The 25,310-nt window shown below is 66.0% G+C and carries 24 protein-coding genes; 21 read left to right on the top strand and 3 right to left on the bottom strand.

Features of this window, described 5'->3' with window-relative positions:
- Nucleotides 1-4 precede the first annotated feature (4 nt).
- Nucleotides 5-1,033 (top strand): threonine-phosphate decarboxylase CobD, encoded by a 1,029-nt coding sequence (gene cobD / locus MGN01_RS11930; RefSeq protein ID WP_238257981.1) that lies wholly within the window; start codon nt 5-7, stop codon nt 1,031-1,033.
- On the opposite strand, the gene MGN01_RS11925 is transcribed toward cobD, so the two are convergent.
- The gene (locus tag MGN01_RS11925) at nt 1,020-2,207 is read right to left on the bottom strand and encodes an MFS transporter (RefSeq protein ID WP_238257983.1); all 1,188 of its coding nucleotides are present in this window, start codon (nt 2,205-2,207) and stop codon (nt 1,020-1,022) included. The genes cobD and MGN01_RS11925 overlap by 14 nt on opposite strands.
- Before the next feature lie 312 nt (nt 2,208-2,519).
- Here MGN01_RS11925 and MGN01_RS11920 point away from each other — a divergent pair, with 312 nt between their 5' ends.
- From MGN01_RS11920 to MGN01_RS11845, 16 genes are all read left to right on the top strand, one after another.
- Nucleotides 2,520-2,726: a hypothetical protein gene (locus MGN01_RS11920; RefSeq protein ID WP_147046838.1), complete on the top strand. Its 207-nt coding sequence runs from the start codon at nt 2,520-2,522 to the stop codon at nt 2,724-2,726.
- 131 nt (nt 2,727-2,857) lie between these two features.
- The gene (locus tag MGN01_RS11915; RefSeq protein WP_147046837.1) at nt 2,858-4,264 is read left to right on the top strand and encodes a malonyl-CoA decarboxylase; all 1,407 of its coding nucleotides are present in this window, start codon (nt 2,858-2,860) and stop codon (nt 4,262-4,264) included.
- Between the two features lie 232 nt (nt 4,265-4,496).
- Nucleotides 4,497-5,069: a ubiquinol-cytochrome c reductase iron-sulfur subunit gene (gene petA, locus MGN01_RS11910; RefSeq protein WP_373319183.1), complete on the top strand. Its 573-nt coding sequence runs from the start codon at nt 4,497-4,499 to the stop codon at nt 5,067-5,069.
- Nucleotides 5,070-5,103: 34 nt separating this feature from the next.
- Nucleotides 5,104-6,429: a cytochrome b gene (locus MGN01_RS11905; protein WP_238257984.1), complete on the top strand. Its 1,326-nt coding sequence runs from the start codon at nt 5,104-5,106 to the stop codon at nt 6,427-6,429.
- Nucleotides 6,430-6,448: 19 nt separating this feature from the next.
- Nucleotides 6,449-7,339, top strand: coding sequence for a cytochrome c1 (locus MGN01_RS11900; protein ID WP_238257993.1), 891 nt, complete (start codon nt 6,449-6,451; stop codon nt 7,337-7,339).
- A gap of 120 nt (nt 7,340-7,459) precedes the next feature.
- The gene (locus tag MGN01_RS11895) at nt 7,460-8,335 is read left to right on the top strand and encodes an S-methyl-5'-thioadenosine phosphorylase (RefSeq protein ID WP_147046835.1); all 876 of its coding nucleotides are present in this window, start codon (nt 7,460-7,462) and stop codon (nt 8,333-8,335) included.
- Nucleotides 8,336-8,684: 349 nt separating this feature from the next.
- Entirely contained in the window at nt 8,685-9,272 is a 588-nt protein-coding gene (gene hisB / locus MGN01_RS11890; protein ID WP_147046834.1) for an imidazoleglycerol-phosphate dehydratase HisB, read from the top strand.
- A 25-nt stretch (nt 9,273-9,297) separates the two neighbouring features.
- A complete protein-coding gene (locus tag MGN01_RS11885) occupies nt 9,298-9,777 on the top strand; it encodes a DUF2628 domain-containing protein (RefSeq protein WP_147046910.1) in 480 nt (159 codons plus the stop codon).
- Nucleotides 9,774-10,436, top strand: coding sequence for an imidazole glycerol phosphate synthase subunit HisH (gene hisH, locus MGN01_RS11880; RefSeq protein WP_147046833.1), 663 nt, complete (start codon nt 9,774-9,776; stop codon nt 10,434-10,436). Before MGN01_RS11885 ends, hisH begins: the two co-directional genes overlap by 4 nt.
- A 58-nt stretch (nt 10,437-10,494) precedes the next feature.
- Complete coding sequence (hisA, locus tag MGN01_RS11875) at nt 10,495-11,232, top strand: 1-(5-phosphoribosyl)-5-[(5-phosphoribosylamino)methylideneamino]imidazole-4-carboxamide isomerase (protein ID WP_147046832.1); 738 nt, start codon at nt 10,495-10,497, stop codon at nt 11,230-11,232.
- Between the two features lie 20 nt (nt 11,233-11,252).
- Complete coding sequence (gene hisF, locus MGN01_RS11870) at nt 11,253-12,026, top strand: imidazole glycerol phosphate synthase subunit HisF (RefSeq protein ID WP_147046831.1); 774 nt, start codon at nt 11,253-11,255, stop codon at nt 12,024-12,026.
- Nucleotides 12,027-12,124: 98 nt separating this feature from the next.
- Entirely contained in the window at nt 12,125-12,448 is a 324-nt protein-coding gene (locus tag MGN01_RS11865; RefSeq protein ID WP_147046830.1) for a phosphoribosyl-ATP diphosphatase, read from the top strand.
- Nucleotides 12,445-13,458, top strand: a complete 1,014-nt coding sequence (gene coaA, locus MGN01_RS11860) for a type I pantothenate kinase (RefSeq protein WP_147046829.1) — start codon at nt 12,445-12,447, stop codon at nt 13,456-13,458. Before MGN01_RS11865 ends, coaA begins: the two co-directional genes overlap by 4 nt.
- Nucleotides 13,459-13,706: 248 nt before the next feature.
- Nucleotides 13,707-14,852, top strand: coding sequence for a transglycosylase SLT domain-containing protein (locus MGN01_RS11855; protein ID WP_147046828.1), 1,146 nt, complete (start codon nt 13,707-13,709; stop codon nt 14,850-14,852).
- Between the two features lie 199 nt (nt 14,853-15,051).
- A complete protein-coding gene (locus MGN01_RS11850; RefSeq protein ID WP_147046909.1) occupies nt 15,052-15,561 on the top strand; it encodes a response regulator in 510 nt (169 codons plus the stop codon).
- A 206-nt stretch (nt 15,562-15,767) separates the two neighbouring features.
- On the top strand, nt 15,768-16,430 hold the full coding sequence (locus tag MGN01_RS11845) for a L,D-transpeptidase (protein WP_147046827.1): 663 nt from the start codon (nt 15,768-15,770) through the stop codon (nt 16,428-16,430).
- Nucleotides 16,431-16,543: 113 nt separating this feature from the next.
- Here the strand turns inward: MGN01_RS11845 and MGN01_RS11840 are convergent, their stop codons facing one another.
- Both MGN01_RS11840 and MGN01_RS11835 read right to left on the bottom strand, forming a co-directional pair.
- Nucleotides 16,544-16,879 (bottom strand): hypothetical protein, encoded by a 336-nt coding sequence (locus MGN01_RS11840; protein ID WP_147046826.1) that lies wholly within the window; start codon nt 16,877-16,879, stop codon nt 16,544-16,546.
- Between the two features lie 206 nt (nt 16,880-17,085).
- Nucleotides 17,086-17,550, bottom strand: coding sequence for a phasin (locus MGN01_RS11835; protein ID WP_147046825.1), 465 nt, complete (start codon nt 17,548-17,550; stop codon nt 17,086-17,088).
- Between the two features lie 215 nt (nt 17,551-17,765).
- Here MGN01_RS11835 and MGN01_RS11830 point away from each other — a divergent pair, with 215 nt between their 5' ends.
- From MGN01_RS11830 to MGN01_RS11815, 4 genes are all read left to right on the top strand, one after another.
- The gene (locus tag MGN01_RS11830) at nt 17,766-20,435 is read left to right on the top strand and encodes a sensor histidine kinase (protein WP_147046824.1); all 2,670 of its coding nucleotides are present in this window, start codon (nt 17,766-17,768) and stop codon (nt 20,433-20,435) included.
- Nucleotides 20,436-20,566: 131 nt separating this feature from the next.
- Nucleotides 20,567-22,516 (top strand): acetate--CoA ligase, encoded by a 1,950-nt coding sequence (gene acs, locus MGN01_RS11825; RefSeq protein ID WP_147046823.1) that lies wholly within the window; start codon nt 20,567-20,569, stop codon nt 22,514-22,516.
- 147 nt (nt 22,517-22,663) lie between these two features.
- Nucleotides 22,664-23,011: a DUF485 domain-containing protein gene (locus MGN01_RS11820; protein WP_147046822.1), complete on the top strand. Its 348-nt coding sequence runs from the start codon at nt 22,664-22,666 to the stop codon at nt 23,009-23,011.
- Between the two features lie 559 nt (nt 23,012-23,570).
- Nucleotides 23,571-25,253 carry an MFS transporter gene (locus MGN01_RS11815; protein ID WP_147046821.1) on the top strand — a complete coding sequence of 561 codons (1,683 nt, stop codon included), beginning with the start codon at nt 23,571-23,573 and terminating at the stop codon, nt 25,251-25,253.
- Nucleotides 25,254-25,310 lie beyond the last annotated feature (57 nt).

The raw sequence follows: 25,310 nt of genomic DNA, 5'->3' as shown, positions 1-25,310 counted from the left end.
CGAAGTGTCTGCGATTCCCGCAAACGAGACGGATGAGAACGATCCGCTCCCGGTGTTCCACGGCGGCGATCTCGACGCGGCGCGGAAGGACTTTCCGGACGCGCCGGAGCCCTGGATCGACCTGTCCACCGGGATCAATCCGGTCCCCTATCTGCTGCCGCCCTTCGAGGCCAGCGCGCTCCAGCGACTGCCGTCAGCCGGCGACCTGCTCGCCCTGAAGCGTGTGGCGGCCGAGGCCTACGGCGCAGGGGGGGCGGAGAACGTCGCCGCCGCCCCCGGCTCGCAGATCCTGATCGAAACACTGCCCCGCTTGCGGGCGAGAGCCCGTGTCGCCGTGGTCGGGCCGACCTATGCGGAGCATGCCGCAGCCTGGGGGAGGGCAGGACACGCCGTCGAGACGGTCAGGGATCTGCCGGCCGGCGGGCACTTCGAGATCGTGGTCGTGGTCAACCCGAACAACCCGGACGGGCGTGTTCACGATGCGGCGAGGCTCGCGGACGTGGCGCGCGACCTAGCGACCCGCGGCGGCCTGCTCATCGTCGACGAGGCCTTCGCCGATTTCGAGCCGGGCTTATGCGAGCCGTGCGATCTCGGCCCTGCGGCCGTGCGGCTGCGCTCCTTCGGCAAAAGCTACGGCTTGGCCGGCCTGCGTCTGGGTTTCGCGCTGGCGGCGCCCGCCCTGGCGCGACAGGTCGAGACGGCCCTCGGCCCCTGGGCAGTATCGGGCCCGGCGCTGGCCGCCGGTCTCGCGGCTCTTCCCGATCGGGCGTGGCGCCGAGAGGCGGCGCTGGCGCGGGCGCATGACGCGGCGCGGCTCGATCGCATGATCCGGCGCGGCAGCGGGCTGGTCGTCGGCGGGACGGCTTTGTTCAGAACCGCCACGTTCGACGACGGGCCGGCCCTGTTCCGGCGGCTCGGCGAGGCGGGCATCTACGTGCGTCGGTTTCCCGATACGCCGGCTCAGCTCCGCTTCGGCCTTCCGCCCGATAAGGCCGCGTGGTGCCGGCTCTCTCGCGTGCTCAAGCCGGCCTGACCCGGCCACCGAGCCACGAGACGGCGAGCGCGCCGAGGGCACAGGTGCCGCCGACGGCGCAGACGCCAGGCCAGCCCGCCATCAGGAAGGCCCGCGAACCGGCGAGCGCACCGAACGCGCCGCCGAGGAAGACCGACGTGAACAGGACCGTGTTGATCCGTCCCCGCGCGCCGGGGACCAGCGCGTAGGCCCGCGTCTGGTTCGCGATGAGCGCGGCATTGATGCCGAGATCGATCAGCAGCACGCCGACGACGATGGCGGCGAGCGACCAGGTGCCGGCGGCCGCGAGCACAATGAACGCCGCGAGCATGGCAGCGCTGCCGGCGATGACGACGGGACGCGCACCGCGCCGGTCGCTGTACCGGCCGGACACCGGTGCGGCCAGTGCACCGCACACGCCGATCACCCCGAACAGGCCGGCTCCGGCCGGAGACAGGTTGAAGGGCGGGGCCGTGACCAGCAGGGCCAGCGTGGCCCAGAACGCATTGAAGCTCGCGAAGAGCAGCCCTTGCGAGAGGCTGGCATTCCGCAGGACCGGCTGCGAGCGCAGGAGATGCAGCAATGACAGCATGAGGGCGCGATAGCGGACCCGTTTGGCGGCACCGCCCCCGGGCAGGGTCGCTGCCGCGATGCCGGCCATGGCGATGGCGACGCCTGCTGCCGCGACGAACACGGAGCGCCAGCCGAACTGGGCGCCAACGAAGCCGCTCACGGTTCTCGCCAGCAGGATGCCGGAGAGCAGCCCGGTCATCACCTGGCCGACCATGCGGCCGCGCGTGGCGTCGGGCGCCAGCTCGGCGGCGAAGGGCACGGCCTGCTGGGCCGCGGAGGCGAGCACGCCGATGGCGAAACTGGCGAGGCCGAGCACGGCGAGGTTCGCGCTCAAGGCCGCCGCGACGAGCGCGACCGAGAGGCCGAGCAGCTGGCCGATGATGAGGCTTCGTCGCGACAGCGCGTCGCCCAGCGGGACGAGACAGAGGATGCCGAGGCCGTATCCGACGAGGCATGCGGTCGGCACGACCAGGGCCGCGCGCTCACCGAACTCCGCCACCATCAGCGCGAGCAAGGGCTGGTTGTAGTAGATGTTCGCGACCGCCCCACCGGCGATCAGGGTGAGGCCGAGCCGGGTCTTCACCGTGAAGCCGTGCGAGGCCGCGTCTCGCGCGTCCGTCACGAGCGTGCCGCCGTGGATGGCCGGGGCCGCGATCCGGCCTGGCCGGCGAAGTCGAGCTTGGGCATCCGTTCCGGCTAGACGTGTGGATGAGCCTTCGCAAGCCGGCCGTTACTTTCGATCTAGCTCGGACGGCTTTTGTGGACACCGGCTCTCAGAAGGCACCTCTCCGTAAAAACACTGTCGAATCAGGCAGTCATCCCCATATCCTCTGATCTGTGGCATGGGGGCTGCTCGTATTGGCATCGTTCAGGTCCAGGATGCGAAGCCTTCATCACCGCAGCAAAGGTCCTGTTTGCAGGAATGGAGTCGTGCGTGGCCAATTACCGCATACACTTCGCCAAGGAGATCTTGGGAGTTCCTTTCACGGTCGGTTCCGTCGAGATCGCCAAGGCGCGTGATCCGGGCCGGGCATTGCGCGCCGCCGAGATACGCTTCGCGCGCCAGCATCGTTTGAGCGATTGGCGCGAGCGCGCCGACACGGTCGACATCGCCGCGTCGGAGGGCGCCGCGCAGGGCTGAGCGATCCAGCATTGAGCGAAGCGCTGGCCTGGAGCGCCGGTCGGCCCTAGAATCTCAAGCTGGGCAGCGAGGTCCCGCCAGCGCTCTGCCCGGAGTGTTGCGGTCAGGGCTGGGGAGTCGGACGGCGTTCCATGGCGACGATCTCATTCCTCGGTGACCTCCTTCAGACGATCGGGGATCGCGGGCGCGAGCTGATCAATTTCGGTCGGGGCGATATCGCCCGGGCAGCGAGCGCAACCGATCTGCTGAAGCTTTGCGAGGACCTGATCTCGCGGCGCGGCGAGGCGTCCGGGGTGGCCCTGGCTCGCTTGATCCTCGAACGTTACGCAGCGCTTCCCCGTGAGGAACGCCTCGCTTTCCTGAGGCTCGTCGCCGCCGAGTTCGACGCCGACCATGAGGCCGTCGACGAGGCGATCGCTGCCTACCACGCCAATCCGACCCGTGCGCAGCTCGGGCTCCTGCACGAAGCCGCCGAGCCGCGCGCCCAGGAACTCATCCGCCGGCTGAACCTCGCTCGCGGCGCCACCCTCGCGCTGGTTCGCATGCGGGAGGACCTGTTCGAGCTTCGCAAGCAGCTCAAGAGGGAGGGTGCGGATCCCGATCTGATCGACGCTGCCGGCAGTCTCGACAACGACTTCCAGCACCTGTTCGCGTCATGGTTCAACCGCGGCTTCCTGGTGCTGCGCCATATCGACTGGAATTCGCCGGCCGGCATCCTCGAAAAGATCATCCGCTACGAGGCCGTCCACGAGATCCGGGACTGGGACGACCTGCGCCGTCGGATCGAGCCGCCGGATCGCCGCTGCTTCGCTTTCTTCCACCCGGCTCTGCTCGACGAGCCCCTGATCTTCGTCGAGGTGGCGCTGACCTCGGGAATCGCATCCTCGATCCAGCCGATCCTGGCCGACGAGCGTGAACCCCTGCCGGTTCGTGCGGCGACCAGCGCGATCTTCTACTCGATCTCGAACTGCCAGGCCGGGCTCGCCGGGGTCACGTTCGGCAATTTCCTGATCAAGCAGGTGGTCGAGGACCTCGCCCGCGAGATTCCGACCTTGAAGAACTTCGTGACGCTCTCGCCGGTGCCTGGATTCCGCTCCTGGCTCGACCGCGAACGCGCCTCCGACGCGCCGCAGGGACTGACCCGCGAGGATGTCGAGACGCTGCGCATGCTCGACACGGAGGATTGGCAGTCCGACAAGGCCAAGTGCGAGGCGGTGCGCCGGGCGATGCTGCCGGCGGCGGCAGCCTATTTCCTGCGCGCCAAGAATCCCAAGGGCCGTCCGCTCGATCCGGTGGCGCGGTTCCATCTCGGCAACGGCGCCAGGCTGGAACGCATGAACTTCCTTGGCGACGTCTCGCGCAAGGGCCTCGGGCAATCCTACGGCCTGATGGTCAACTATCTCTACGACCTCTCGGCTATCGAGAAGAACCACGAGACCTACGCCAATCTCGGCACCGTCGCCGCCTCGTCGGCCGTCAGCCGGGAGCTGCGCGCGAACCTGCCGCCGCCGCGCAACCTCGTGCTTGCGGATGCGTGAGCGCGCAACGGCGCGACACTTCCGTCAAACTGCGGGAAGCGGTGCTTTGCCAGTCTAGACACGTTCGCATCTGTCATGTCACAGAGCCCCGCGATAGGTGTGCGATCCGGCCGAGGCCGACCGCCCGCCGCGCTGATCATCACGCGCAGGGTTTCGCTAGGCGCCGCCCCGGCAAGAGGCCGGAGGGAATCTCGCCGAGACGGTTGCGCCTCCTCCGTTCGGAGCTTGAGTCTTGGCGAACATCCCGGCCACCACCGCTGGCGCACAGGATCAACACGGTAACCGCCGCGACTTTCTGTTCCTCGCCACGGGCGCCGGTCTCGCCGTTGGCGCGGGGTTCACGGCGTGGCCGTTCGTCTCGTCGATGAAACCCGACGCGGCGACCGTCGCCGCCGGCGCTCCCCTCGAAGTCGACCTCTCGCCGATCACCGACGGCCAGATCGTCAACGTGTTCTGGCGCGGGAAGCTGATCTTCGTCCGCAAGCTCACGGAGAAGGAGATCACGGACATGAAGGCGGTCCCGCAATCCGATCTCTCCGACAAGGCGACCTTCGACTCGCGCGTGAAGTCGGGCCACGACAACTGGCTCGTGGTCTACGGCAACTGCACGCATCTCGGCTGTGTGCCGATCGGCCATTCCGGCAACTTCGAGGGCTGGGCCTGCCCCTGCCACGGCTCGCAGTTCGACGCGGTCGGCCGCGTGCGCCGGGGTCCCGCGCCGATCAACCTGCCGATCCCGCCCTACACCTTCGCCTCCGATACCAAGATCAAGATCGGCGAAGAGGGCGGCAAGGCCGCAGCCTGACCATAACGATAAGCGGAGCCGAGCGGGTCACCTCATGAGCGCGCACGCCACCTCGACCTACGTTCCCAAGAGCCGCATCGCGAAGTGGTTCGAGTCGCGCCTGCCGCTTGTCGGCTTGGTGCACTCCTCCTTCATCGCCTATCCGGTCCCGCGTAACCTCAACTACTTCTGGACCTTCGGCGCGATCCTGTCGGCCTTCCTCGGCATCCAGATCATCACCGGCGTCTGGCTGGCGATGCACTACGATCCGTCGGCGGCGAACGCCTTCGAGAGCGTCGAGCACATCATGCGCGACGTGAACTACGGCTGGCTGCTGCGCTACGCGCACGCCAACGGCGCCTCGATGTTCTTCCTCGCCGTCTACATGCACATTTTCCGCAACCTCTATTACGGGTCGTACAAGGCCCCGCGTGAGGTGCTCTACCTGCTCGGCGTGATCATCTACCTGTTGATGATGGCCACCGCCTTCCTCGGCTACACCCTGCCGTGGGGCCAGATGAGCTTCTGGGGCGCCACCGTCATCACCAACATCCTGGCCGCGATCCCGATCGTCGGCGACTCGATCCAGAGCCTGCTCTGGGGCGGCTACTCGGTGGGCAACCCGACCATCAACCGCTTCTTCTCGCTGCACTACCTGCTGCCGTGGATGATCGCGGGCGTCGTCGTACTCCACGTCTGGGCGCTGCACGTCACGGGTCAGAACAACCCGGCCGGCATCCCGATCAAGTCCAGCAAGGATGCGGTTCCGTTCACGCCCTACGCGACGATCAAGGACGTGTTCGCCACCGTGGCGTTCATGATCATCTTCGCCTGGTTCATCTTCTACCAGCCGAACTATCTCGGACACGCCGACAACTACGTGCCGGCCAACGCCTCGGTGACGCCCGCGCATATCGTGCCGGAATGGTACTTCCTGCCGTTCTACGCGATCCTGCGCGCAGTGCCGGACAAGCTCGGCGGCGTGGTGCTGATGTTCGGCGCCGTGGCGATCCTCGCCTTCGCGCCGTGGCTCGACACCTCGCGGGTCCGCTCGACGAACTACCGCCCGGTCTACAAGGTGTTCTTCTGGCTCTTCGTCGCCAACGCCATCCTGCTCGGCTGGCTCGGTGCCAAGCCTCCGGAAGGCGGCTACGTGATCGTCGGGCGCATCTGCACGATCTACTACTTCGCCCACTTCCTTCTGGTGATGCCGCTCTGCGGCCTGTTCGAGACGCCGAAGCCCCTGCCGGGCTCGATCCTCGAGACGGTCACCGGTCCGCGCCACACCGCGAACGAGGGACTGACCGCGGGCGTGCCCGTCGAGAACGCGAACAAGAACATTCCGGGTGGGGCCAAGCCCGATGCAGTCAAGAGTCACTGAGCGGCGGGAACACAAGATGATGCGTTACCCGACACTCCTCGCGGCAGCCTTCGTTGCCGTCCTCGGTATCGGCCCCGTGGCCGCAGAAGAGCACGGCACCAACCCGCCGCGCCAGCACTGGAGCTTTGCCGGCGTATTCGGCAAGTTCGACGAGGCGCAGCTCCAGCGCGGCTTCCAGGTCTATAAGGAGGTCTGTTCAAGCTGCCACTCGATGAAGCTCGTCCGGTTCCGCAACCTCTCGGAGGAGGGCGGTCCGGGCTTCAGCGCGGCGCAGGTCAAGGCGCTGGCCGAGAGCTATCAGATCAAGGACGAGAACGATAAGGGCGACGTCATCGAGCGCCCCGGCCGTCCGGCCGATGCGTTCCCGCCGCTGCATCCGAACGAGAAGGCTGCTGCCGCAGCCCATGGCGGCAAGGCGCCGCCGGACTTCTCGGTGCTCGCCAAGGCCCGCACCTACGAGCGCGGCTTCCCGGCCTTCGTCTTCGATGCCCTGCCGTTTACCGGATATTCCGAGCAGGGCGTGGACTACATCCATGCCCTGATGATCGGCTACGGCGATCCGCCGGAAGGCAAGGAAGTGCCGGACGGGGTGTACTACAACAAGTACTATCCGCAGGGTCAGGTCATCGCGATGCCGCCGCCCCTGAGCGACGGCGCCGTGACCTACGCCAAGAACGACAAGGGTGAGCCGGTCGTGCCGGAGACGGTGGACCAGTATGCGCGCGACGTCGCGGCCTTCATGGCCTGGGCGGCCGAGCCGCACATGATGGCCCGCAAGGCCCTCGGCTTCCAGGTGATCCTGTTCCTGATCGTGCTGTCCGGCCTGCTCTATTACGTGAAAAAGCAGATCTGGAAGCGGATCGGCGGCGAGGTGCACGGCCTGCAGCCCGAGCTTCACAAGACCTCGTGAGGCGGCGCCTCATCTTCTGATCCATGTGTCAGACGGGCCCTTCGCGGGCCCGTTTGCTTGCGCGAAGCCGGGCGCCGCGGCAGAACGGCCGCTTATCAATCCAGCGAACGGAAATCGGCCATGACCGCAGCGGTTCTCGGCGTGATCGGTGGCTCGGGCGTCTACGACTTGCCCGGACTCGAAGACATCCGCGAAGAGGCGATCAGCTCGCCGTGGGGCGAGCCCTCGGATGCGCTCAGATTCGGCCGGATCGGCAAGACGCAGGTGGTATTCCTGGCCCGGCACGGGCGCGGCCACCGGCTCTCGCCTTCGGGCATCAACTACCGGGCCAACATCGATGTGCTGAAGCGCGCCGGGGTTACCGATCTCGTCGCGATCTCCGCCTGCGGCTCGTTCCGCAACGAGCTGCATCCCGGCCTGTTCGTCCTGGTCGATCAGTTCGTCGACCGCACGCATGGCCGCGCCTCGTCGTTCTTCGGCAATGGCTGCGTCGCGCACGTGCCCTTCGCTCATCCCGTCGGCCCGGTCCTCCAGCGGCGCATCGTCGACGCCGCCGTCGCCGAGCAGATCGCAGTCCACAAGGGCGGCACCTATGTCTGCATGGAGGGGCCGCAATTCTCCACGCTCGCCGAGTCCAAGGGCTACAAAGCCGCCGGCTACGACGTGATCGGCATGACCAACCTGCCGGAGGCCAAGCTCGCCCGCGAGGCCGAGATCACCTTCGCCACAATCGCCATGGTCACGGATTTCGATTGCTGGCACCCGAACCACGATGACGTGGACGTTGCCTCGGTCGTGGCCGTGGCCCGCGCCAATGCGGACAAGGCCGCCCGCCTCGTCGCGCGGCTCGCCCGCGATTTCCCCGCTGAGCGCGAGGAATGCCCTGCCGGCTCGCACCGCGCCCTCGACGGCGCGATCATGACCGCCGAGAGCCACCGCGACCCCGAACTCGTCGCCAAGCTCGATGCCGTCGCCGGACGCGTGCTGAAGGCCTAGGCCTTTCGAAGGGGAAGCGACCGGCTCGGCTCCCGACTAGAACCGCGGAGGTCGAGCCGATCGCCAGAGAGCCCGACGATGGCGGAGGCGTTATCGGCCCGCGGCGCCCCCGGCGAGAACGGTCGTTCGGGACGGCATGACGTGCTTCTCAGTGGCCGCAAACAGCACAACCGAGCTGCACACGGCCGGAAGGCTTCAGCCGAGGTGAGGCGCGGGCAGACCCAACTTCCTGAAGCCCTGCCGCGTTTTCGCAGGGCAGGAGCGTTTGAAACCCTTCCCCCCGCAACCGGAACCGCTCTAAAAGGCAGCCCCGGCCGCGTACGGCCTCTTTCGAAAGCCTTCACCAGCGATGCGCGCCGCGAGCATCAGCCGCCGGACGGCGGAGACCGACGTCAACGTTTCGATCGGCCTCGACGGAACCGGCAAGGCGACCGTCGCCACCGGCGTGGGGTTCCTCGACCACATGCTGGAGCTCTTCGCCCGCCATGGCTTGTTCGACCTCGACGTGCAGGTCACGGGCGATCTGCATGTCGATCAGCATCACACCACCGAGGATGCCGGTATCGCGCTCGGCCAAGCCTTCGCCCAGGCGCTTGGCGACAAGCGCGGCATCCGGCGCTACGCGGACCTGCACCTGCCGATGGACGAGGCACTGACCCGCGTCGCCGTCGACATTTCCGGCCGCCCGTTCCTGGTCTTCAAGACCGCGTTTCACGTCGAGAAGATCGGACAGTTCGACACCGAGCTGGTGCGCGAGTGGTTCCAGGCCTTCGCCATGAATGCCGGCATCACGTTGCACGTCGAGACGCTGTACGGCGACAACGCCCACCACATCGCCGAGAGCTGCTTCAAGGGATTGGCCCGGGCTTTGCGCGAGGCAGTCGCGGTCGATCCGCGCGAGGATGGTCGCGTGCCGTCGACCAAGGGGTCGCTCTAGAGCGCGGAAGGGGAACAGGATGCGTCTGCGAAACTACACCCTCCATCTGCCTGATGGGGCCCTGCGCGGTGACGCCCGCGCCTTCGACGACGCCGTGATCGTACCGGACGGCTTCTCCTGGGCCGCCTTCGCCTTCTCGGTGCTGTGGTTCCTGTATCATCGGCTCTGGCTGGCGGCGCTGATTGTCCTGGCCCTGCTGGCCGGACTGGTCCTCGGTGGCCGTCTGCTCGGATTGTCGCCGTTCGCAGGCGCGGCGATCGCGTTCCTGGGTTCGCTGCTGATCGGTCTCGAAGCGTCGAGCCTGCGGCGCTGGACCTATGCCCGCAATGGCCGCCCGGCACGTGATGCCGTTGTCGCCGGCTCCTGCGACGAGGCGGAGGCGAAGGCCGTCACGCGTTGGCTCGACCCATCATCGGCCCCACGCACGACGGTCGCACCGACAGCGGTTCGGCGCTTCGACGACTCGGTGATCGGGCTGTTTCCGCTCAGCGAAGGACACCGGTGACGCCCGTGACCGTAGCGATCATTGATTATGGGTCCGGCAACCTGCACTCGGCGGCCAAAGCCTTCGAGCGCGCCGCTCGCGAGAGCGGCCTCGATGGCACGCGGATCCTCGTTACCGACAAGCCCGATGACATCGCCCGCGCGGAGCGCATCGTGTTGCCGGGCGTCGGTGCCTATGCCGATTGCCGGCGTGGTCTCGATGCGGTGCCCGGCATGGTCGAGGCGATGACCGAGGCCGTGCGCGGTCGCGGAAGGCCGTTTCTCGGCATCTGCGTCGGCATGCAGCTGATGGCGAGCCGCGGACTCGAATACGAGACGACGGCGGGGCTCGACTGGATTGCGGGCGACGTCACGCCGATCACGCCGGCCGACCCGTCGCTCAAGATCCCGCATATGGGTTGGAACACGCTGACGATCCATCGGCCTTCGCCCTTGCTCGACGGCATCCCAACGGGCGAGGCCGGCCTGCATGCCTATTTCGTGCACAGCTATGCACTGAAGCCGCTCGACCGGGCCGATGTCGTCGCGCACAGCGACTATGGCGGGGAGGTCACCGCGATGGTGGCGCGGGACAACATCGCCGGCACACAGTTTCACCCCGAGAAGAGCCAGCGTCTCGGCCTGGCTCTGATCGCCAATTTCCTGCGGTGGACGCCGTGATGTCCGGGCGACGGACCGTCACGACCTCCACCTCCGCAATTGATCGACGAGCGCTTCCTTGATCCTCTTCCCGGCAATCGACCTCAAGGAAGGACGCTGCGTCCGCCTGGTCCAGGGCGACATGGCGCAGGCCAAGGTGTTCAACGACGACCCGGCGGCGCAGGCAGCCGAGTTTGAGCAGCAGGGCTTCGCCTGGATTCACGTGGTGGATCTCGACGGTGCCTTCGCAGGCGCCCCCCAGAACGCCTCGGCTGTCGAGGCCATCCTGGCGCGGGTGCAGGTGCCTGTTCAACTCGGTGGCGGCATCCGGGAAATGCGCACGCTGGAGGGTTGGCTCGACAAGGGTGTGAGCCGGGTGATCATCGGCACGGCCGCCGTGCGCGATCCGACCTTCGTCCGTGAGGCCGCGCGCCGGCATCCGGGCAAGATCGCCGTCGGGATCGACGCCAAGGACGGCCGCGTCGCGGTCGAGGGCTGGGCGCAGACATCGAGCATGACGGCCGAGGAACTCGGCCAGCGCTTCGAGGATGCCGGCGTCGCCGCGATCATCTACACGGACATCGCACGCGACGGCATCCTCAAGGGCCTCAACATCGAGATGACTCTGGCGCTTGCCAACGCCGTGACCATCCCCGTCATCGCCTCGGGTGGCCTCGCCTCGATCGACGATGTCCACCGTATCCTGCAGCCGGACTGCGCCGTGCTCGCCGGTGCGATTACCGGCCGTGCCCTCTACGATGGCCGCATCGACCCGCGGGAGGCGCTCGACGCCATCCGGCAGGCGCGGCAGGCCTGAACGAGATCCGAAAGCGCGCCGTGCTCAAGACCCGCATCATTCCCTGTCTCGACGTCAAGGACGGTCGCGTCGTCAAAGGCGTGCAGTTCCTCGAGCTGCGCGATGCCGGCGATCCGGTGGAGTCTGCGAAGGCCTATGACGCGGCCGGTGCCGACGAACTCTGCTTCCTCGACATCGCCGCGAGCCATGAGAACCGTGGCACGCTGCTCGACGTGGTCAGCCGCACGGCCGAGGCCTGCTTCATGCCGCTCACAGTTGGGGGCGGCGTGCGCACGGTCGCGGACGTCCGCACGCTCCTGCTGGCCGGCGCCGACAAGGTCGGCATCAACACGGCCGCCGTGAAGAATCCCGATGTGGTCGCGGCGGCGGCAGAGAAGTTTGGCGATCAGTGCATCGTCGTGGCGATCGACGCCAAGCGCGTCTCCGGCCCTGGCGAGACCCTTCGCTGGGAAATCTTCACCCACGGTGGCCGTACGCCCACCGGAATCGACGCCATTGCTTTCGCACAAACGGTCGCGAAGCGCGGCGCGGGCGAGTTGCTGGTGACGTCGATGGACAAGGACGGCACGCGGTCGGGCTACGACATCGAGTTGACGCGCGCGATCACCGACGCCGTTACGGTCCCCGTGATCGCCTCGGGCGGTGTGGGTGGCCTCGACGATCTGGTCGCCGGGGTTCGCGACGGGCACGCGAGCGCTGTGCTGGCAGCCTCGATCTTCCATTTCGGCCAGCACACGATCGGGGAAGCCAAGGCCCACATGGCTGCAGCCGGCCTCGACATGCGCCTTTCATGAATTTTCGCCCAAGTCTCGGCTCCCTTGACCGTAATCCTCGCCCTAGACCAGGGTCCGAAGCCGGCGCTCTTTCGCAATCAAGCCGCTCCACGGACCGAATGACCTCCTTCTCCCTTCAAGATCTGGCCGATCTGGTCGACGCGCGCGCCGACGCGCCGGCCGAGACGTCCTACACGGCCAAGCTCTTGTCCGGAGGTCCGGCCAGACCCGCCAAGAAGCTCGGCGAGGAAGCCGTCGAGGCCGCGATCGCTGCGGTCCAGGGCGACCGCGCGGGTCTCGTCGGCGAGGCAGCGGACGTGCTCTACCACCTGCTGGTGGTGCTGAAGGCAGGCGGTGTTCCCCTCCAGGAGGTGATGGCGGAACTCGAGCGTCGGACGGCGCAGAGCGGGATCGCCGAAAAAGCATCGCGGAGGCATACGTGATCGGGGCGCCGATTCCCGCCAGCGGCATCGCCGATGACGAGCGCCAGAATCCGGTGACGGGCGAGGGGCCGGATCGTTTCTCGCCCTATCGCCTCTTCAGCCGAGCCGAGTGGGCGCAACTGCGCGCCGATGCCCCGCTGACTCTCGACGTCGACGACATCACCCGTCTGCAATCGCTCAACGACCCCATCTCCATCGAGGAGGTGGTCGAAATCTACCTGCCGCTCTCGCGCCTGCTCTCGCTCTACGTCGCGGCGACGCAGGGGTTATTCAAGGCGACGCAGCGCTTCCTGATGGCCGAGCGAGAGGCGAAGGCTCCCTACATCATCGGCCTCGCGGGCTCGGTGGCGGTCGGCAAGTCGACGACCGCGCGCGTGCTGAAGGCCCTGCTGGCGCGTTGGCCGAATACGCCGAAGGTTGATCTGATCACCACCGACGGCTTCCTGCACCCCAATGCCGAACTGACGCGCATGGGTGCGATGGAGCGCAAGGGCTTCCCGGAGAGCTACGACACTGCGGCGCTGCTGCGTTTCCTCACCGACATCAAGGCCGGCAAGAAGCGCGTTGCGGCTCCCGTCTACTCCCACCTCGTCTACGACGTGGTGCCCGGCGAGGAGCAGGTCATCGAGCAGCCGGATATCCTGATCGTCGAAGGGCTGAACGTATTGCAGCCGGCGCGCCTGCCGCGCGACGGCACGGCGATCCCGTTCGTGTCGGACTTCTTCGACTTCTCGATCTACCTCGACGGGCACGAGGACGACCTGCACCGCTGGTACGTCAACCGCTTCATGCGGCTGCGGCAGACCGCGTTCCGCAACCCGCTCTCCTACTTCCGCAAGTACGCTGAGGGCAGCGAGGCCGAGGCACTCGAGAATGCCGATCGGCTCTGGATGACGATCAACCTGCCCAACCTGCGCGACAACATCCTGCCCACGCGCCAGCGTGCCAGCCTGATTCTCGCCAAGGGCGCCAGCCACCGAATCGAGAGCGTCGCCCTGCGCCGCCTCTGACCGGATCGGCTGCCGCGAACGGCCCCTAAAGCGTGGCCGTTGTGCCACGCTTGTCCGCAAACGTCGCGCTTCGGCTCAGCTGTCCCGCCCAAAGCGTGGTCGTACGGCTGGTCTCGCCGGTGAATTTTCTCTGCACTGCCTTCGGTCTGCCACAAGCACAGCCGTGTTGTCGCCACACCGGTCAAGAAAAGATCAGCCATCGACATGAGGCCGTGAACAGCGGCAATTCAGGGGATAAGCGACCGATCATGCAGGGCCGCGCGAACCGTTCGCAGACGACCACTCCCGTGCGCCGCTTCGGTGCTGGCGCTCAGCACGATGTCATCGCTCTCTCGACCAAGGTCGGCCGTAACCATGGCAGCCGCACCGCGCTGATCCGTTCCGTGCTCTCGGTGTCTCTGGTTGCGGGCGGCCTCGGTGCCGTGCTGCTCAATGCCGGTACCGATTTCGGCCGCGCCGAGGCATCGACCAAGGTCGGTCACGAACTCGCCATGCCCAAGCCCCGCGTGCAGGCCTTGGCGCCCGAGGCGCCCCAGCCGCCGATCGCCCTGGCCGCTGCGTCGAGCTTCGCTCCTGTCCACGATCTCGACACCGAACTCGGCGGCAACAGCGTCGACCGCGTCTCCTACGACTTCCTGCTCTCGCAGACCGCCACCGGCGACCCGAACGACATCCTCGAATTTGGGCCGATGAAGATCCGCCGCCATATCGTTCAGACGATCGTCAAAGCGGCTCAGGCGGTCCAGACCGATCCCGTCCTGCTGATGGCGATTGCGGACAAGGAATCGAGCTTCATCACGGCCGTGCAGGCCAAGACCTCGTCGGCCACCGGTCTCTACCAGTTCATCGAGCGCACCTGGCTCGGCGTGATCCGCGATTTCGGTCCGAAATACGGGCTTGCCCAGGAGGCGGCGCTCGTCACGAACGATGCCAACGACAAGCCGGTCATCACCAACCAGGCCGACCGCAACCGGGTCCTGGAACTCCGCCGTGACCCATACCTGTCGGCCCTGATGGCTGGCGAGATGCTGAAGCGCGATGCAGGGCGCATCGCACAGACCATCGGCCGCGAGCTCTCCCTCGGCGAAGTCTACCTCGCGCACTTCCTCGGCCCGAACGACGCCGAGAGCTTCCTCTCGAAGGTGGTCGACAAGCCGGATGCCGCCGCTGCCGCACTTCTCCCCGGTCCGGCCCGCGCCAATCGCTCCATCTTCTTCGCTGCCCATGCCGGCCGCACCGGTCGCGGGCGCCACGCCAAGAAGAAGGCAACGAGCCTTTCCGTCGCCCAGGTGCACGAGAAGTTCGAAGCGATGATGAGCACGCGCGGCGACCGCTACCGCGATGTGACCTCGGTGGCAGGTGTGATGGCCTATGCCGACGCGGCGGGTCAGTAACGTCATCCTTTTCGGGCCAATGAAAACGGCTGGCGGACGCAACTGACGGCCTGCTGGCGACATTCACATCAGAATCGCCGCGCCATTCCGCGGTAGCGAGATGTGAGGACATCACGTGCAGAAGCCGAACTCAGCGTCGCTCGATGGATCGCGCCGGAGGGCCGGCCATAGTCATACGCTCGATCCGCTCCTGCCCGGTATGCCGCTCGACCAGATTGGGCAGGCCCTTGCCTCGGCCTACGACGCGCTCGTCGCCGAAGGTGTCCCGGAACACCTCGCCGCGCTCGTGCGGCAGGTCAAACACAGCGATCTCGACAGCGTGTCCAAGTGTGGCCGACTGGCCCTCGTGGTCGAGGATGATCCGGACGTGCGCGGCCTCGCCGAGACGCTGCTCGAGGAGACCGAGCTCTCGGTCGTGGGCTGCGACAGCGCCGAGGAAGCGCTCTCAGTTCTCCGGGAGTCTGGGGGCGACGTCGCGCTGGTCTTCGCCGACATCCGCCTTGCTGGCCAGATGGACGGGATCCAGCTTGCCAATGCCGTCGCCACGCTTTGGCCGAAGGCACGGCTCGTTGTCACCTCCGGTGTCGCTCCGGAGCGCTGCGACGAAATTCCGGACCGGGCCGTGTTCATCCCGAAGCCCTGGCGCCCGATCGACGTGCTCGTCGAGGCAGGACGGGCAGCGAGCGAGGCCCCACCCGCCGTCGCGTGACGATGCTGAGGTGCCGGCTACGACCGTCGGCTAAGGCTGCTATCCTGCTGCTCTATCCGTAACAGCAAAGTGATCGCGGAAGCTTGCCGGTAAGCGTCGTGTGAGTTCGCACGGCGTTACGCACAAATTCATCCAACAAGCGTGGAACCGCGTGGCCACGGTCACGCTTGTAAAGTCAAGATAAATGCACAGGTAGGCATCAACCCATGAAGACCCTGGCCTCTGCCCTCGCCGGCGTCATCGGCGTCTGTGTTCTTGCAACAGCACCCGCGATGTCTGCGCCCTACGACCCGTTCGGGACGAACGACGCCGACGAGTACTATTCCGGTCAGACCTATGGTCGCTCCGGAGCTCAGCAATATGATCCGTACGGCAGCCAATACGGCTACGGCCAGGGCGCTCAGGCCGCTCCCCAGGCACAGGTCGCGCCGATCCCGCGCGAGATGGTTCGTTTCGATTCGCGGTACCCGGCCGGGACCATCGTGGTCTCTACCTCCGAGCGTCGCCTCTACTTCGTGACTGCGCCCGGCGAGGCCATCCGCTACGGCGTTGGCGTCGGCCGCCCCGGCTTCGAGTGGTCAGGCGTGAAGAAGGTCGTCGCCAAGAAGGAATGGCCCTCGTGGGTGCCGCCGAAGGCGATGCTTGCCCGCCGTCCCGACCTGCCGCGCTACATGGCCGGCGGTGTCGAGAACCCGCTCGGCGCCCGCGCCATGTATATCGGCGGCACGGAGTATCGCATCCACGGCTCCAACGAGCCAGACACGATTGGCCAAGCCGTTTCCTCGGGCTGCATCCGCATGACGAACGAAGATGTCACCGATCTGTACGAGCGCGTCCGCGTCGGCGCCAAGGTCGTCGTGCTGAACTGATCTCCCTGATTCGAACAACAAGAAGCCCGCTCCGGTCCAGACCGGGGCGGGCTTTTCGATTCCGTCGGGCTGTCGATGCGCTCTTCGACGAATGAGCTGTCGGGGCGGTGTCGTTACGGAACGACGCGGCCTGCAACGGTATCGCCGCCGCTCAGGGGGGCCACCGGGGTATCACAGAAGCAGCGGGCGCCGAGCGGGCGCGGACCGGGGAGGGGGCACGAGAACGGCTTCGGCCCGAACATGCCGGGCTGGATCGCATCGCAGTTCAGGCCGACGGCTCGACGCGATGGCGGCGGCGGGCGGCGCTCGTAGCGGGACTCGTAACGGCCACGGGGCGGAGGCGGCGCATCATAGTAGCCGTCATCGTCGTACTGCGCGCGAGCACCTTGAGAGCCGAGCGCACCGAGGACGATCGCGGCCGCGACGCTGAGACGATAGGCAGGGCGCATGGAGGTCGATCTCTCTCAATGGCGTGAGCCCGCGCCGGGTCGCGGCACAGGATACGCTTCGCTAAGAGCCGGGATCGGCCGAAAGAAGGCAGCCTACCGCCAAAGCGGATAGGGCTTGGCCGCAGGAAATCGGCCCGCCTGCACGGGGGCGAGCCGATCTCGTTGACCTGAATGGCCGCTCATTGGAGAGCGAGCGACCTGTACCGTCAGGCGGTGGGCTTTTCCTTGGCTGCCGCGGCGCCCTGTTCGAAGGCCTGGCGCGCCTCGTTCTGGCCTTGCTGCACGGCGCTCTTGGCGTTCTCGGCACCCTGCTGAAGCGCGCTCTGCGCGAGGCCACCGAACTCCTTGGCCTGCGCCTGAATGTTGGCGAACTGCGAACGCACGAACTCGGCCTGGTGCTGCATCGCCTCTTGGACGTCCTTGGACCGGACGAGCTTCTGCGCGAGATCGAATGCCGCGTTTACGTTCTGCTCGGCGAACTCGAAAGACCGCGAGGACAGTGTGGACGTATTGGTTCGGGCGAGCTCAGCAGAGCCCTTCACGGTGTCGGCGGTGCGGCGCGCGGCGCCCAAGAACGAATCGAACGCCTTACGCGCCTGATCGACACTCTTCTCGGCGAATTCGCGCATTTCGGCCGGCACTTCGTAGTTAGGATTCGGGCTGCTGCTCATGGTCGTTTCCTTTCTAGATGCCCACGATTTCATCATTGTGCGGTGCACAATAACATATAATTCATGCGGCGCCAGCCCTGCTGCGGCTGCAGGCCGCGTGTTAGGGTTAAGCATTGATTAACGTGTGTCAGATCGCCTTCGTGTCTATGACAGCCTCGCTGGAAGTTTAAGACTGCAGCCTGTTTCCCACCTTGTGATGGACCTCTAGGCTCTCGATGTCCGACCGCGCACAGCAGTCCGATGGCGACGACGTGACGCTCGCCGCTGACATCGCGCGCTGGTCTGCCGATGCACGTCTCGCCCCTCTCTTCGCGGTGCGCGGCGGCGCGATCCTGATCCTCGATCGAGCCGCGCAAAGAGTGCTCGGCTCCCATGGCGACGCGGTGCCTGTACGGGCAGCGATCGCGCGCCCGGACGGCACCGTCGACCCCGGATTGAGGCTACCGCAACAGGTTCGGTCCGTCGGCGAGCCGGGCACTGGTCCACGCCTCGTCCGGCTTCGCCTCGATACGCGGGGCATACGTCGGCCGATCACCTGCCTGATCATGTTGGTGGTGAGCGCGAAGGGCGAAACCCTCCTGCTTCTCGCGCCGACCGAAGCCCTGCCGGCGCGGCGCAGTGCGGGCGAGCGCCCGCCGACCAAACCGGCACCCGTTGCGGAGGTCGTTCCTCAACAGACGGTTCCGGGGCCGCCCGTCTCGAAGCGGTTCGTCTGGCGCAGCGACGAGAACCACCTCGTCACGCAGCTATCGGGCGGATCCTCCGAGATTGCCGCGCATCTCCTTGGCAAGTCCTGGACAACGCTCGGCGAAACTGGAGCCATCCTAGGGCCGAGCCTGCTGGAAGCGCTGGGGGCCCATCGCACTTTTCGCGCCCTTTCCGTCGTCCTTCGCCCGTCCGGAACCGACCAGGAGATCGAGGTCGAATTGTCCGGAACGCCCTCCGGGCGCGCATCGCAGCCGTTTTCCGGCTTCTCGGGGTTCGGCGTCCTGCGCGGGATTCGCACCGCTCAGCATGACGTGGCTCCCGTACCGGTTATCACTGCGGACGACTCGTCGTTGCCATCGACCAACGAAGGAAACGATGAAGTCCTGACACAGACAGCCGGCGAAGAGGCGGACGTGGAAGCTGCGGTGCCGGCCACGGGCGACGTCGCCACAGCCGCCTCGCCGAATGACACGGATGCGGGCGCTTCGCCCGATCGGCAGGCCGGTTTCACTGTGGACGTCGCCGTCGACGACGAGGACGTGCGTGAGGAACGCGCGCCGCCGCAGCCGAATTCGGATCTCTCGACGCACGAGCATGCGGCCTTTCGCGAGATCGCGCGTGCGCTAGGAGCTCGCTTCGCGGGAGACGACGACGCCGAACGGACTGAGCCGCAGCGCGGCGGCTCGGTAATGGCCTTCCCGGTGAGTGCGCCAGCAAGCGTAGCCTCGTCCATCGACGTGGCGATCGTCGCCGCGCTCGATCGGCTGCCGGTGGGCGTTCTTGTCCATCGCGGCAGCGCGATCCTCTACGCGAACGGCAGGTTCCTCGGTCTCACCGGATATCAGGACCGCGAAACTCTCCAGGCGTCCGGGTGCGTCGTGCAATTGTTGGCGGAGTTGCCTCCCCTGAGAGACGGTATCCTCCCCGATACGCTTGTCACAATGACCACTGCGAGCGGCCTGCCGCTGTCGTTGCTGATCGAGCGCTCGCGGGTCGATTGGGATGGCAGCTCGGCCGAACTGCTTCTGGCCCGGGTCGCAGTCCAAGCCGATCATGCGCGCGAGCAGATCGCGCGAGGGCTTTTGGAGGCGCGCGACACGGTGCGCGAGCGCGACGCCCAGCATCTTCTCGACCATATCGAGCAGGGCGTCGCCTCGCTCGACGTTGGCGGTCGCATCCTGAGCCTCAACGCGAGTGCACGCGCCATGCTGTCGAGCGAGGCGCGAGAGGTGGTCGGCGGTCGGCTCGCGGACCTGTTCACGGCCGATAGCGAGCCGGCCATCACTGCCTGCCTCGAAGAGGCGCGAGAGTCCGGCACCGGCGCGACCTGCAAAGCGACCCCGCGCACGGGGCCGCAGGACGGCGCGCTTCGCCTGCGCGTTGCACAGCTCCCGGCAACTGCGACGGCCCGATTCTGCGTGACCTTGAGCGAACCGGCTTCGTTACCGTCGGCCGGCACGCCGAGCCTTGAGCCGGAGAGGCGTTTCCGGACGGACTTCGCTGCAATCGTATCCGATCAGATCCGTGCGCCGATCGTGCGGATTGCCGACCGCACGGAGATCCTTCTCTCCGAGCCGTTCGGGCAGCCCGGAAGCGGGCGCAGCAGCGACTACCTTCACGAGATCCATCACTCCAGCCAGCACGTCGTCGGCGTGATCGACGACCTCCTTGATCTCGTCCGGATCGAAGCAGGACGGGATGCACTGACCTTCACCGATATCGCCCTCAACGACGTGGTGTCGGGTTGCATCGCGCTGATGCAGCCGCAGGCAGCGCGCGACCGCATCGTCGTGCGCACCAGCCTCTCGCCCAATCTGCGGCCGCTCGTTGCCGACGAGCGCTCCATGCGTCAGGCCACCCTCAACGTGATCGCCAACGCGATCCGCCTCACCGAGGCCGGCGGACAGGTGATCGTCTCGACGACCGACGAGCGCGGTGAAATAGCCTTCCGCGTGCGCGATACCGGCGTCGGCATGACGCAGGAGGAGATCGAACGGGCGCTGATGGCGAGCGGCAGCGGGGACATCTTGGGCGGACGCGCCAGCATCGGCCTCGGACTGACAGTGACCAAGGCGCTCGTCGAAGCCAATCGCGGCCGCTTCCGGATCTCCAGTCGCAAGAACGAGGGCACACTCGTCGAGATGCTGTTTCCGCTGCTGCAGGCCCGGAGCGCTTGATGGTCACCCACGGTTCTAGACCTTTTGGTGCTTGTCCCGGCGTTTGGGGCGGTGCAACTAGTTAGCGATTGGAAGTCCCGGCTGCGCGAACCTTTGCGATACGATCGGGCGCCTCGAAGGGAAGAAACGGCATGACTGAACGGGTGGTGGACGTTCAAAGCGCGTGGCGCGAGCGCGGGCTCGTGGACGATGCCAAGTACCAGGAAATGTACAAGGCCTCCGTCGCCGACCCCAATGCATTCTGGGCCGAGCACGGTAAGCGCATCGACTGGTCGACACCCTTCACGAAGGTCAAGAATACCAGCTTCGCGCCGGGCAACGTCTCGATCAAATGGTTCGAGGACGGGAAAACCAACGTTTCGCACAACTGCATCGACCGCCATCTCAAGAAGCGCGGCGATCAGGTCGCCATCATCTGGGAAGGCGACGACCCGAACGAGCAGAAGCACATCACTTACCGCGAGCTGCACCGCGAGGTGTGCCGCTGGGCGAACGTCCTGAAGAACCGTGGCGTCGAGAAGGGCTCACGGGTCATCCTCTACCTGCCCATGGTGCCGGAGGCGGCCTATGCGATGCTCGCCTGCGCGCGTCTCGGCGCGATCCACGCCATCGTCTTCGGCGGCTTTTCCCCGGACTCGCTGGCGCAGCGCATTAAGGGCTGCGAGGCCAAGGTCGTGATCACGGCCGACGAAGGCCTGCGCGGCGGCCGCAAGGTGCCGCTCAAGGCCAATGTCGACGAGGCGATCAAGCGGCTCGACGATGCTTCTGTCGATCACGTTATCGTCGTGCGCCGCACCGGAGGCAGCGTAGCCATGGAGCCCGGTCGCGACGTCTATTATGACGAAGCTGCCAAGCAGGTGACCGACGATTGCCCGGCGGTGGCCGTCGAGGCCGAGCATCCGCTCTTCATCCTCTACACCTCCGGCTCGACTGGCCAGCCGAAGGGCGTGGTCCACACCACCGGCGGCTATCTCGTCTACGCATCGATGACGCATGAATACGTCTTCGATTACCACGAGGGCGACATCTACTGGTGCACGGCCGATGTGGGTTGGGTCACCGGCCACAGCTACATCGTCTACGGCCCGCTCGCGAACGGCGCGACGACGCTGATGTTCGAGGGCATCCCGACCTATCCGTCGAATTCCCGATTCTGGGAGGTCGTCGACAAGCACAAGGTCAACATCTTCTACACCGCTCCGACCGCGATCCGCTCCCTCATGGGTGGCGGTGAAGGGCCTGTGAAGAAGACCTCGCGCAAGTCCCTGCGCGTGCTCGGTTCGGTCGGCGAGCCGATCAACCCGGAGGCCTGGGAATGGTATTACAAGGTGGTGGGCGACGAGCGCTGCTCGATCGTCGATACCTGGTGGCAGACAGAGACCGGCGGCATCCTGATCACCCCACTGCCGGGCGCCACCAAGCTCAAGCCCGGCTCGGCCACCCGGCCATTCTTCGGGGTGCAGCCCGTGATGGTCGATGCCGAGGGCAAGCAACTCGAGGGCAAGTGCGAGGGCAACCTCTGCATCGCCGATTCTTGGCCGGGCCAGATGCGCACGGTCTACGGCGACCATGAGCGTTTCGAGCAGACCTATTTTTCGACCTACAAGAACCTCTACTTCACCGGCGACGGCGCCCGCCGCGACGAGGACGGCTATTACTGGATCACCGGGCGCGTCGACGACGTCATCAACGTCTCGGGGCACCGCATGGGCACGGCCGAGGTCGAATCCTCTCTCGTGGCACATCCCAAGGTCGCCGAGGCGGCAGTCGTCGGCTACCCGCACAATGTCAAGGGCCAGGGCATCTACGCCTACGTCACTCTCAACCAGGGCGAGGAGGGCGACGACGCTCTGCGCAAGGAACTCGTGGCCTGGGTCCGCAAGGATATCGGCCCGATTGCCTCGCCGGACCTGATCCAGTTCGCGCCGGGCCTGCCCAAAACCCGTTCGGGCAAGATCATGCGCCGCATTCTGCGTAAGATTGCCGAGGACGATTTCGGTTCGTTGGGCGATACTTCGACGCTCGCCGAGCCGGCGGTTGTCGATGATCTCATCGAGAACCGTCAAAACCGCGCCAAGTAAACGCAACTCGGGCTGGATGGGCGCGCGGTCCATCCGCCCAGCTCTCCTGAACGTGGCACGACACGAGACGGGAAATCGGCGGGCACGTTCGACGAGGCTGAAGCCGCTGGATGCCGCGAAGAGCGTCCATGTCGGCGGGAGGAATTCATGAGCGTCACACAGGCGGCGGGTACCGCCGCGACATCCAAACGTGCCGCGGCCGCCAATACACCCGATCCCAGGCTCGACCGCGTCACCACCAATTCAGTAGTCCAGACGCTGGTCCGCGAACGCACCAGCTTTGGCTGGCTCCTGACGATTCTGATGCTGACCGTCTATTTCGGCTTCATCGGCCTGATCGCCTTCGACAAGCAGCTGCTCGCCACTAACTTCTCTGGCGCGACGTCGCTCGACCTGTTCATGGGGTTCGGCGTCATCGTCTTCGCCTTCATCCTCACCGGCATCTACGTCACGCGAGCCAATTCCCGCTTCGATCGTCGGTCGGCTGAATTCTGACGAAGCTTGGTCCGATGACCCGCCCGCACATCCTGGGTTGTCTCGGCACCGCGCGCATCACCGGGCTCACGACGGCGGCTTTGTCGACCTTCTAACGGCGGTGCTCCCGAAGTTGGTCTGGATGACAACCTTTGGCATACCGGGGCGGTGTTCCAGTACTGCCGCCTGACGCTGTTCTCGGTGCCTCGCGTCTTCCTGACCATTTTCGTTGTGTCGAAGCCCGGCAATACGCGGCCGACCGACGAGAGCGGGCGGCCTTCGACGCGCAGTTCCAGCGCTCGGAGACTGGTGTCGGCGCCAGCGGCCTCCATGCCCTCTGAAAAAGAATCTTGCTTCGAGAGGAATTAAAACGGTCCGGCGGGAGTCGCGCTTTTTCTATTGTAAATGTGTGTTTAAGCGCGTTCGCGCCGTTGTTGTTGCTGTTTTGTCCTTGGCATCGCGCGACACTAAAGTAACAATGGAAGGCACGCTCGTTTGCCGGTTGAGCAATCACGAGCGTCGGGAACGATAAAAGCGAGCGGGCTTGCGCAAGACGCCCCGCCGAGTGGAGGAATATGTAATGGCTGTGGCAGCAGCAGCGTCGCAAGCGGGAGGCGCCGCGCGACCGATGACGGCGTCCGAGAAGAAGGTCATTTTGGCCTCTTCACTCGGTACCGTATTCGAATGGTATGACTTCTATCTCTACGGATCGCTTGCTGCGATCATCGGTGCGCAGTTCTTCTCAGCGTATCCCGAATCGACCCGCAACATCTTCGCTCTGCTCGCCTTCGCAGCAGGCTTCCTCGTGCGTCCCTTCGGCGCCCTGGTCTTTGGCCGGGTTGGTGACCTTGTCGGCCGCAAATATACCTTCCTCGTCACCATCCTGATCATGGGCTTGTCGACCTTCATCGTCGGCATTCTGCCCAATGCCGAGAGCATCGGGATCGCGGCCCCGATCATCCTCATCACGCTGCGACTGCTCCAGGGCCTCGCGCTCGGTGGTGAATATGGCGGTGCGGCGACCTACGTCGCTGAGCACGCTCCGCAGGGCCGTCGCGGCTTCTACACGAGCTGGATTCAGACGACGGCCACCATGGGCCTGTTTTTGTCTCTGATCGTGATCCTGGCCACCCGCACCTTCACCGGCGAGGACGCGTTCAAAGCCTGGGGCTGGCGCATTCCGTTCCTGGTGTCGGTCCTGCTGCTCGCCGTTTCGGTCTGGATCCGGACGAAGCTCAACGAATCTCCGGCCTTCCAGAAGATGAAGGAAGAGGGCACGACGTCGAAGGCGCCGCTGACCGAAGCCTTCGGTCAATGGAAGAACGCCAAGTTCGCGTTGATCGCGCTGCTCGGCCTCACCGCCGGCCAGGGCGTCGTCTGGTACACTGGCCAGTTCTATGCGCTGTTCTTCCTGCAATCGATCCTGAAGGTTGACGGCTATACGTCGAACCTGCTGGTCGCTTGGTCGCTCCTGCTGGGCACCGGGTTCTTCGTGTTCTTCGGCTGGCTCTCGGACAAGATCGGCCGCAAGCCGATCATCCTGGCCGGCTGCCTGATCGCTGCAGTCTCCTACTTCACGGTCTTCCAGCAGATCACGACGGTCGCCAATCCGAACCTGGAGAAGGCCGTCGAATCCGTGAAGGTCAGCGTGATCGCTGACCCGAAGGAATGCGGCAGCCTGTTCAACCCGGTGGGTACCCGCAAGTTCGAGACGCCGTGCGACCTCGCCCGTGACTATCTTGCCAAGTCGTCGGTGAAATACACGACCGAGAACGGCCCGGCCGGTCAGCCGACCAAGATCAAGGTGAACGACACCGAGGTGGTCTACACCGCTGGCATGCCGGCAGCGGATTTCGCCAAGTCTGCGGCGGCTGCACTCCAGGGTGCTGGCTATCCGAAGGCGGGTGACCCCGCGATCGTGAAGATGTCGAGTCCCTTCGACATCTTCAGGCCGCAGGTTGCCAAGGTCATCGGCCTGCTCTTCGTGCTCGTGCTCTTCGTGACCATGGTCTACGGCCCGATCGCTGCCGCCCTCGTGGAGTTGTTCCCAACCCGGATCCGCTACACGGCGATGTCGCTGCCCTACCACATCGGCAACGGCTGGTTCGGTGGCCTTCTGCCTGCCACCGCCTTCGCGATGGTGGCCGCCACTGGCGATATCTACTACGGCCTCTGGTACCCGATCGTGATCGCGGTGATGACTTTCATCATCGGCCTCATCTTCGTGCCGGAGACGAAGGACCGGGACATCTTCGCCGAGTGATGACCGGCGCGAGCATGTAACAGAAGCCGAGAAGGCGCCCTTTCGGGGCGCCTTCTT

The organism is Methylobacterium gnaphalii (genome assembly GCF_007992215.1).
In the GTDB taxonomy this organism is placed as follows: Bacteria; Pseudomonadota; Alphaproteobacteria; order Rhizobiales; family Beijerinckiaceae; genus Methylobacterium; species Methylobacterium gnaphalii.
This window is presented reverse-complemented; position numbering and strand designations above follow the sequence as displayed.

Bases quoted from the DNA above. Each gene is read 5' to 3' on its own strand.
- MGN01_RS11915 (WP_147046837.1), top strand. From the start codon at position 2,858: ATGGCGACGATCTCATTCCTCGGTGACCTCCTTCAGACGATCGGGGAT.
- MGN01_RS11905 (WP_238257984.1), top strand. From the start codon at position 5,104: ATGAGCGCGCACGCCACCTCGACCTACGTTCCCAAGAGCCGCATCGCG.
- MGN01_RS11900 (WP_238257993.1), top strand. From the start codon at position 6,449: ATGCGTTACCCGACACTCCTCGCGGCAGCCTTCGTTGCCGTCCTCGGT.
- MGN01_RS11895 (WP_147046835.1), top strand. From the start codon at position 7,460: ATGACCGCAGCGGTTCTCGGCGTGATCGGTGGCTCGGGCGTCTACGAC.
- hisB (WP_147046834.1), top strand. From the start codon at position 8,685: ATGCGCGCCGCGAGCATCAGCCGCCGGACGGCGGAGACCGACGTCAAC.
- MGN01_RS11865 (WP_147046830.1), top strand. From the start codon at position 12,125: ATGACCTCCTTCTCCCTTCAAGATCTGGCCGATCTGGTCGACGCGCGC.
- MGN01_RS11855 (WP_147046828.1), top strand. From the start codon at position 13,707: ATGCAGGGCCGCGCGAACCGTTCGCAGACGACCACTCCCGTGCGCCGC.
- MGN01_RS11850 (WP_147046909.1), top strand. From the start codon at position 15,052: ATGCCGCTCGACCAGATTGGGCAGGCCCTTGCCTCGGCCTACGACGCG.
- MGN01_RS11845 (WP_147046827.1), top strand. From the start codon at position 15,768: ATGAAGACCCTGGCCTCTGCCCTCGCCGGCGTCATCGGCGTCTGTGTT.
- MGN01_RS11840 (WP_147046826.1), bottom strand. From the start codon at position 16,879: ATGCGCCCTGCCTATCGTCTCAGCGTCGCGGCCGCGATCGTCCTCGGT.
- MGN01_RS11835 (WP_147046825.1), bottom strand. From the start codon at position 17,550: ATGAGCAGCAGCCCGAATCCTAACTACGAAGTGCCGGCCGAAATGCGC.
- MGN01_RS11830 (WP_147046824.1), top strand. From the start codon at position 17,766: ATGTCCGACCGCGCACAGCAGTCCGATGGCGACGACGTGACGCTCGCC.
- acs (WP_147046823.1), top strand. From the start codon at position 20,567: ATGACTGAACGGGTGGTGGACGTTCAAAGCGCGTGGCGCGAGCGCGGG.
- MGN01_RS11820 (WP_147046822.1), top strand. From the start codon at position 22,664: ATGAGCGTCACACAGGCGGCGGGTACCGCCGCGACATCCAAACGTGCC.
- MGN01_RS11815 (WP_147046821.1), top strand. From the start codon at position 23,571: ATGGCTGTGGCAGCAGCAGCGTCGCAAGCGGGAGGCGCCGCGCGACCG.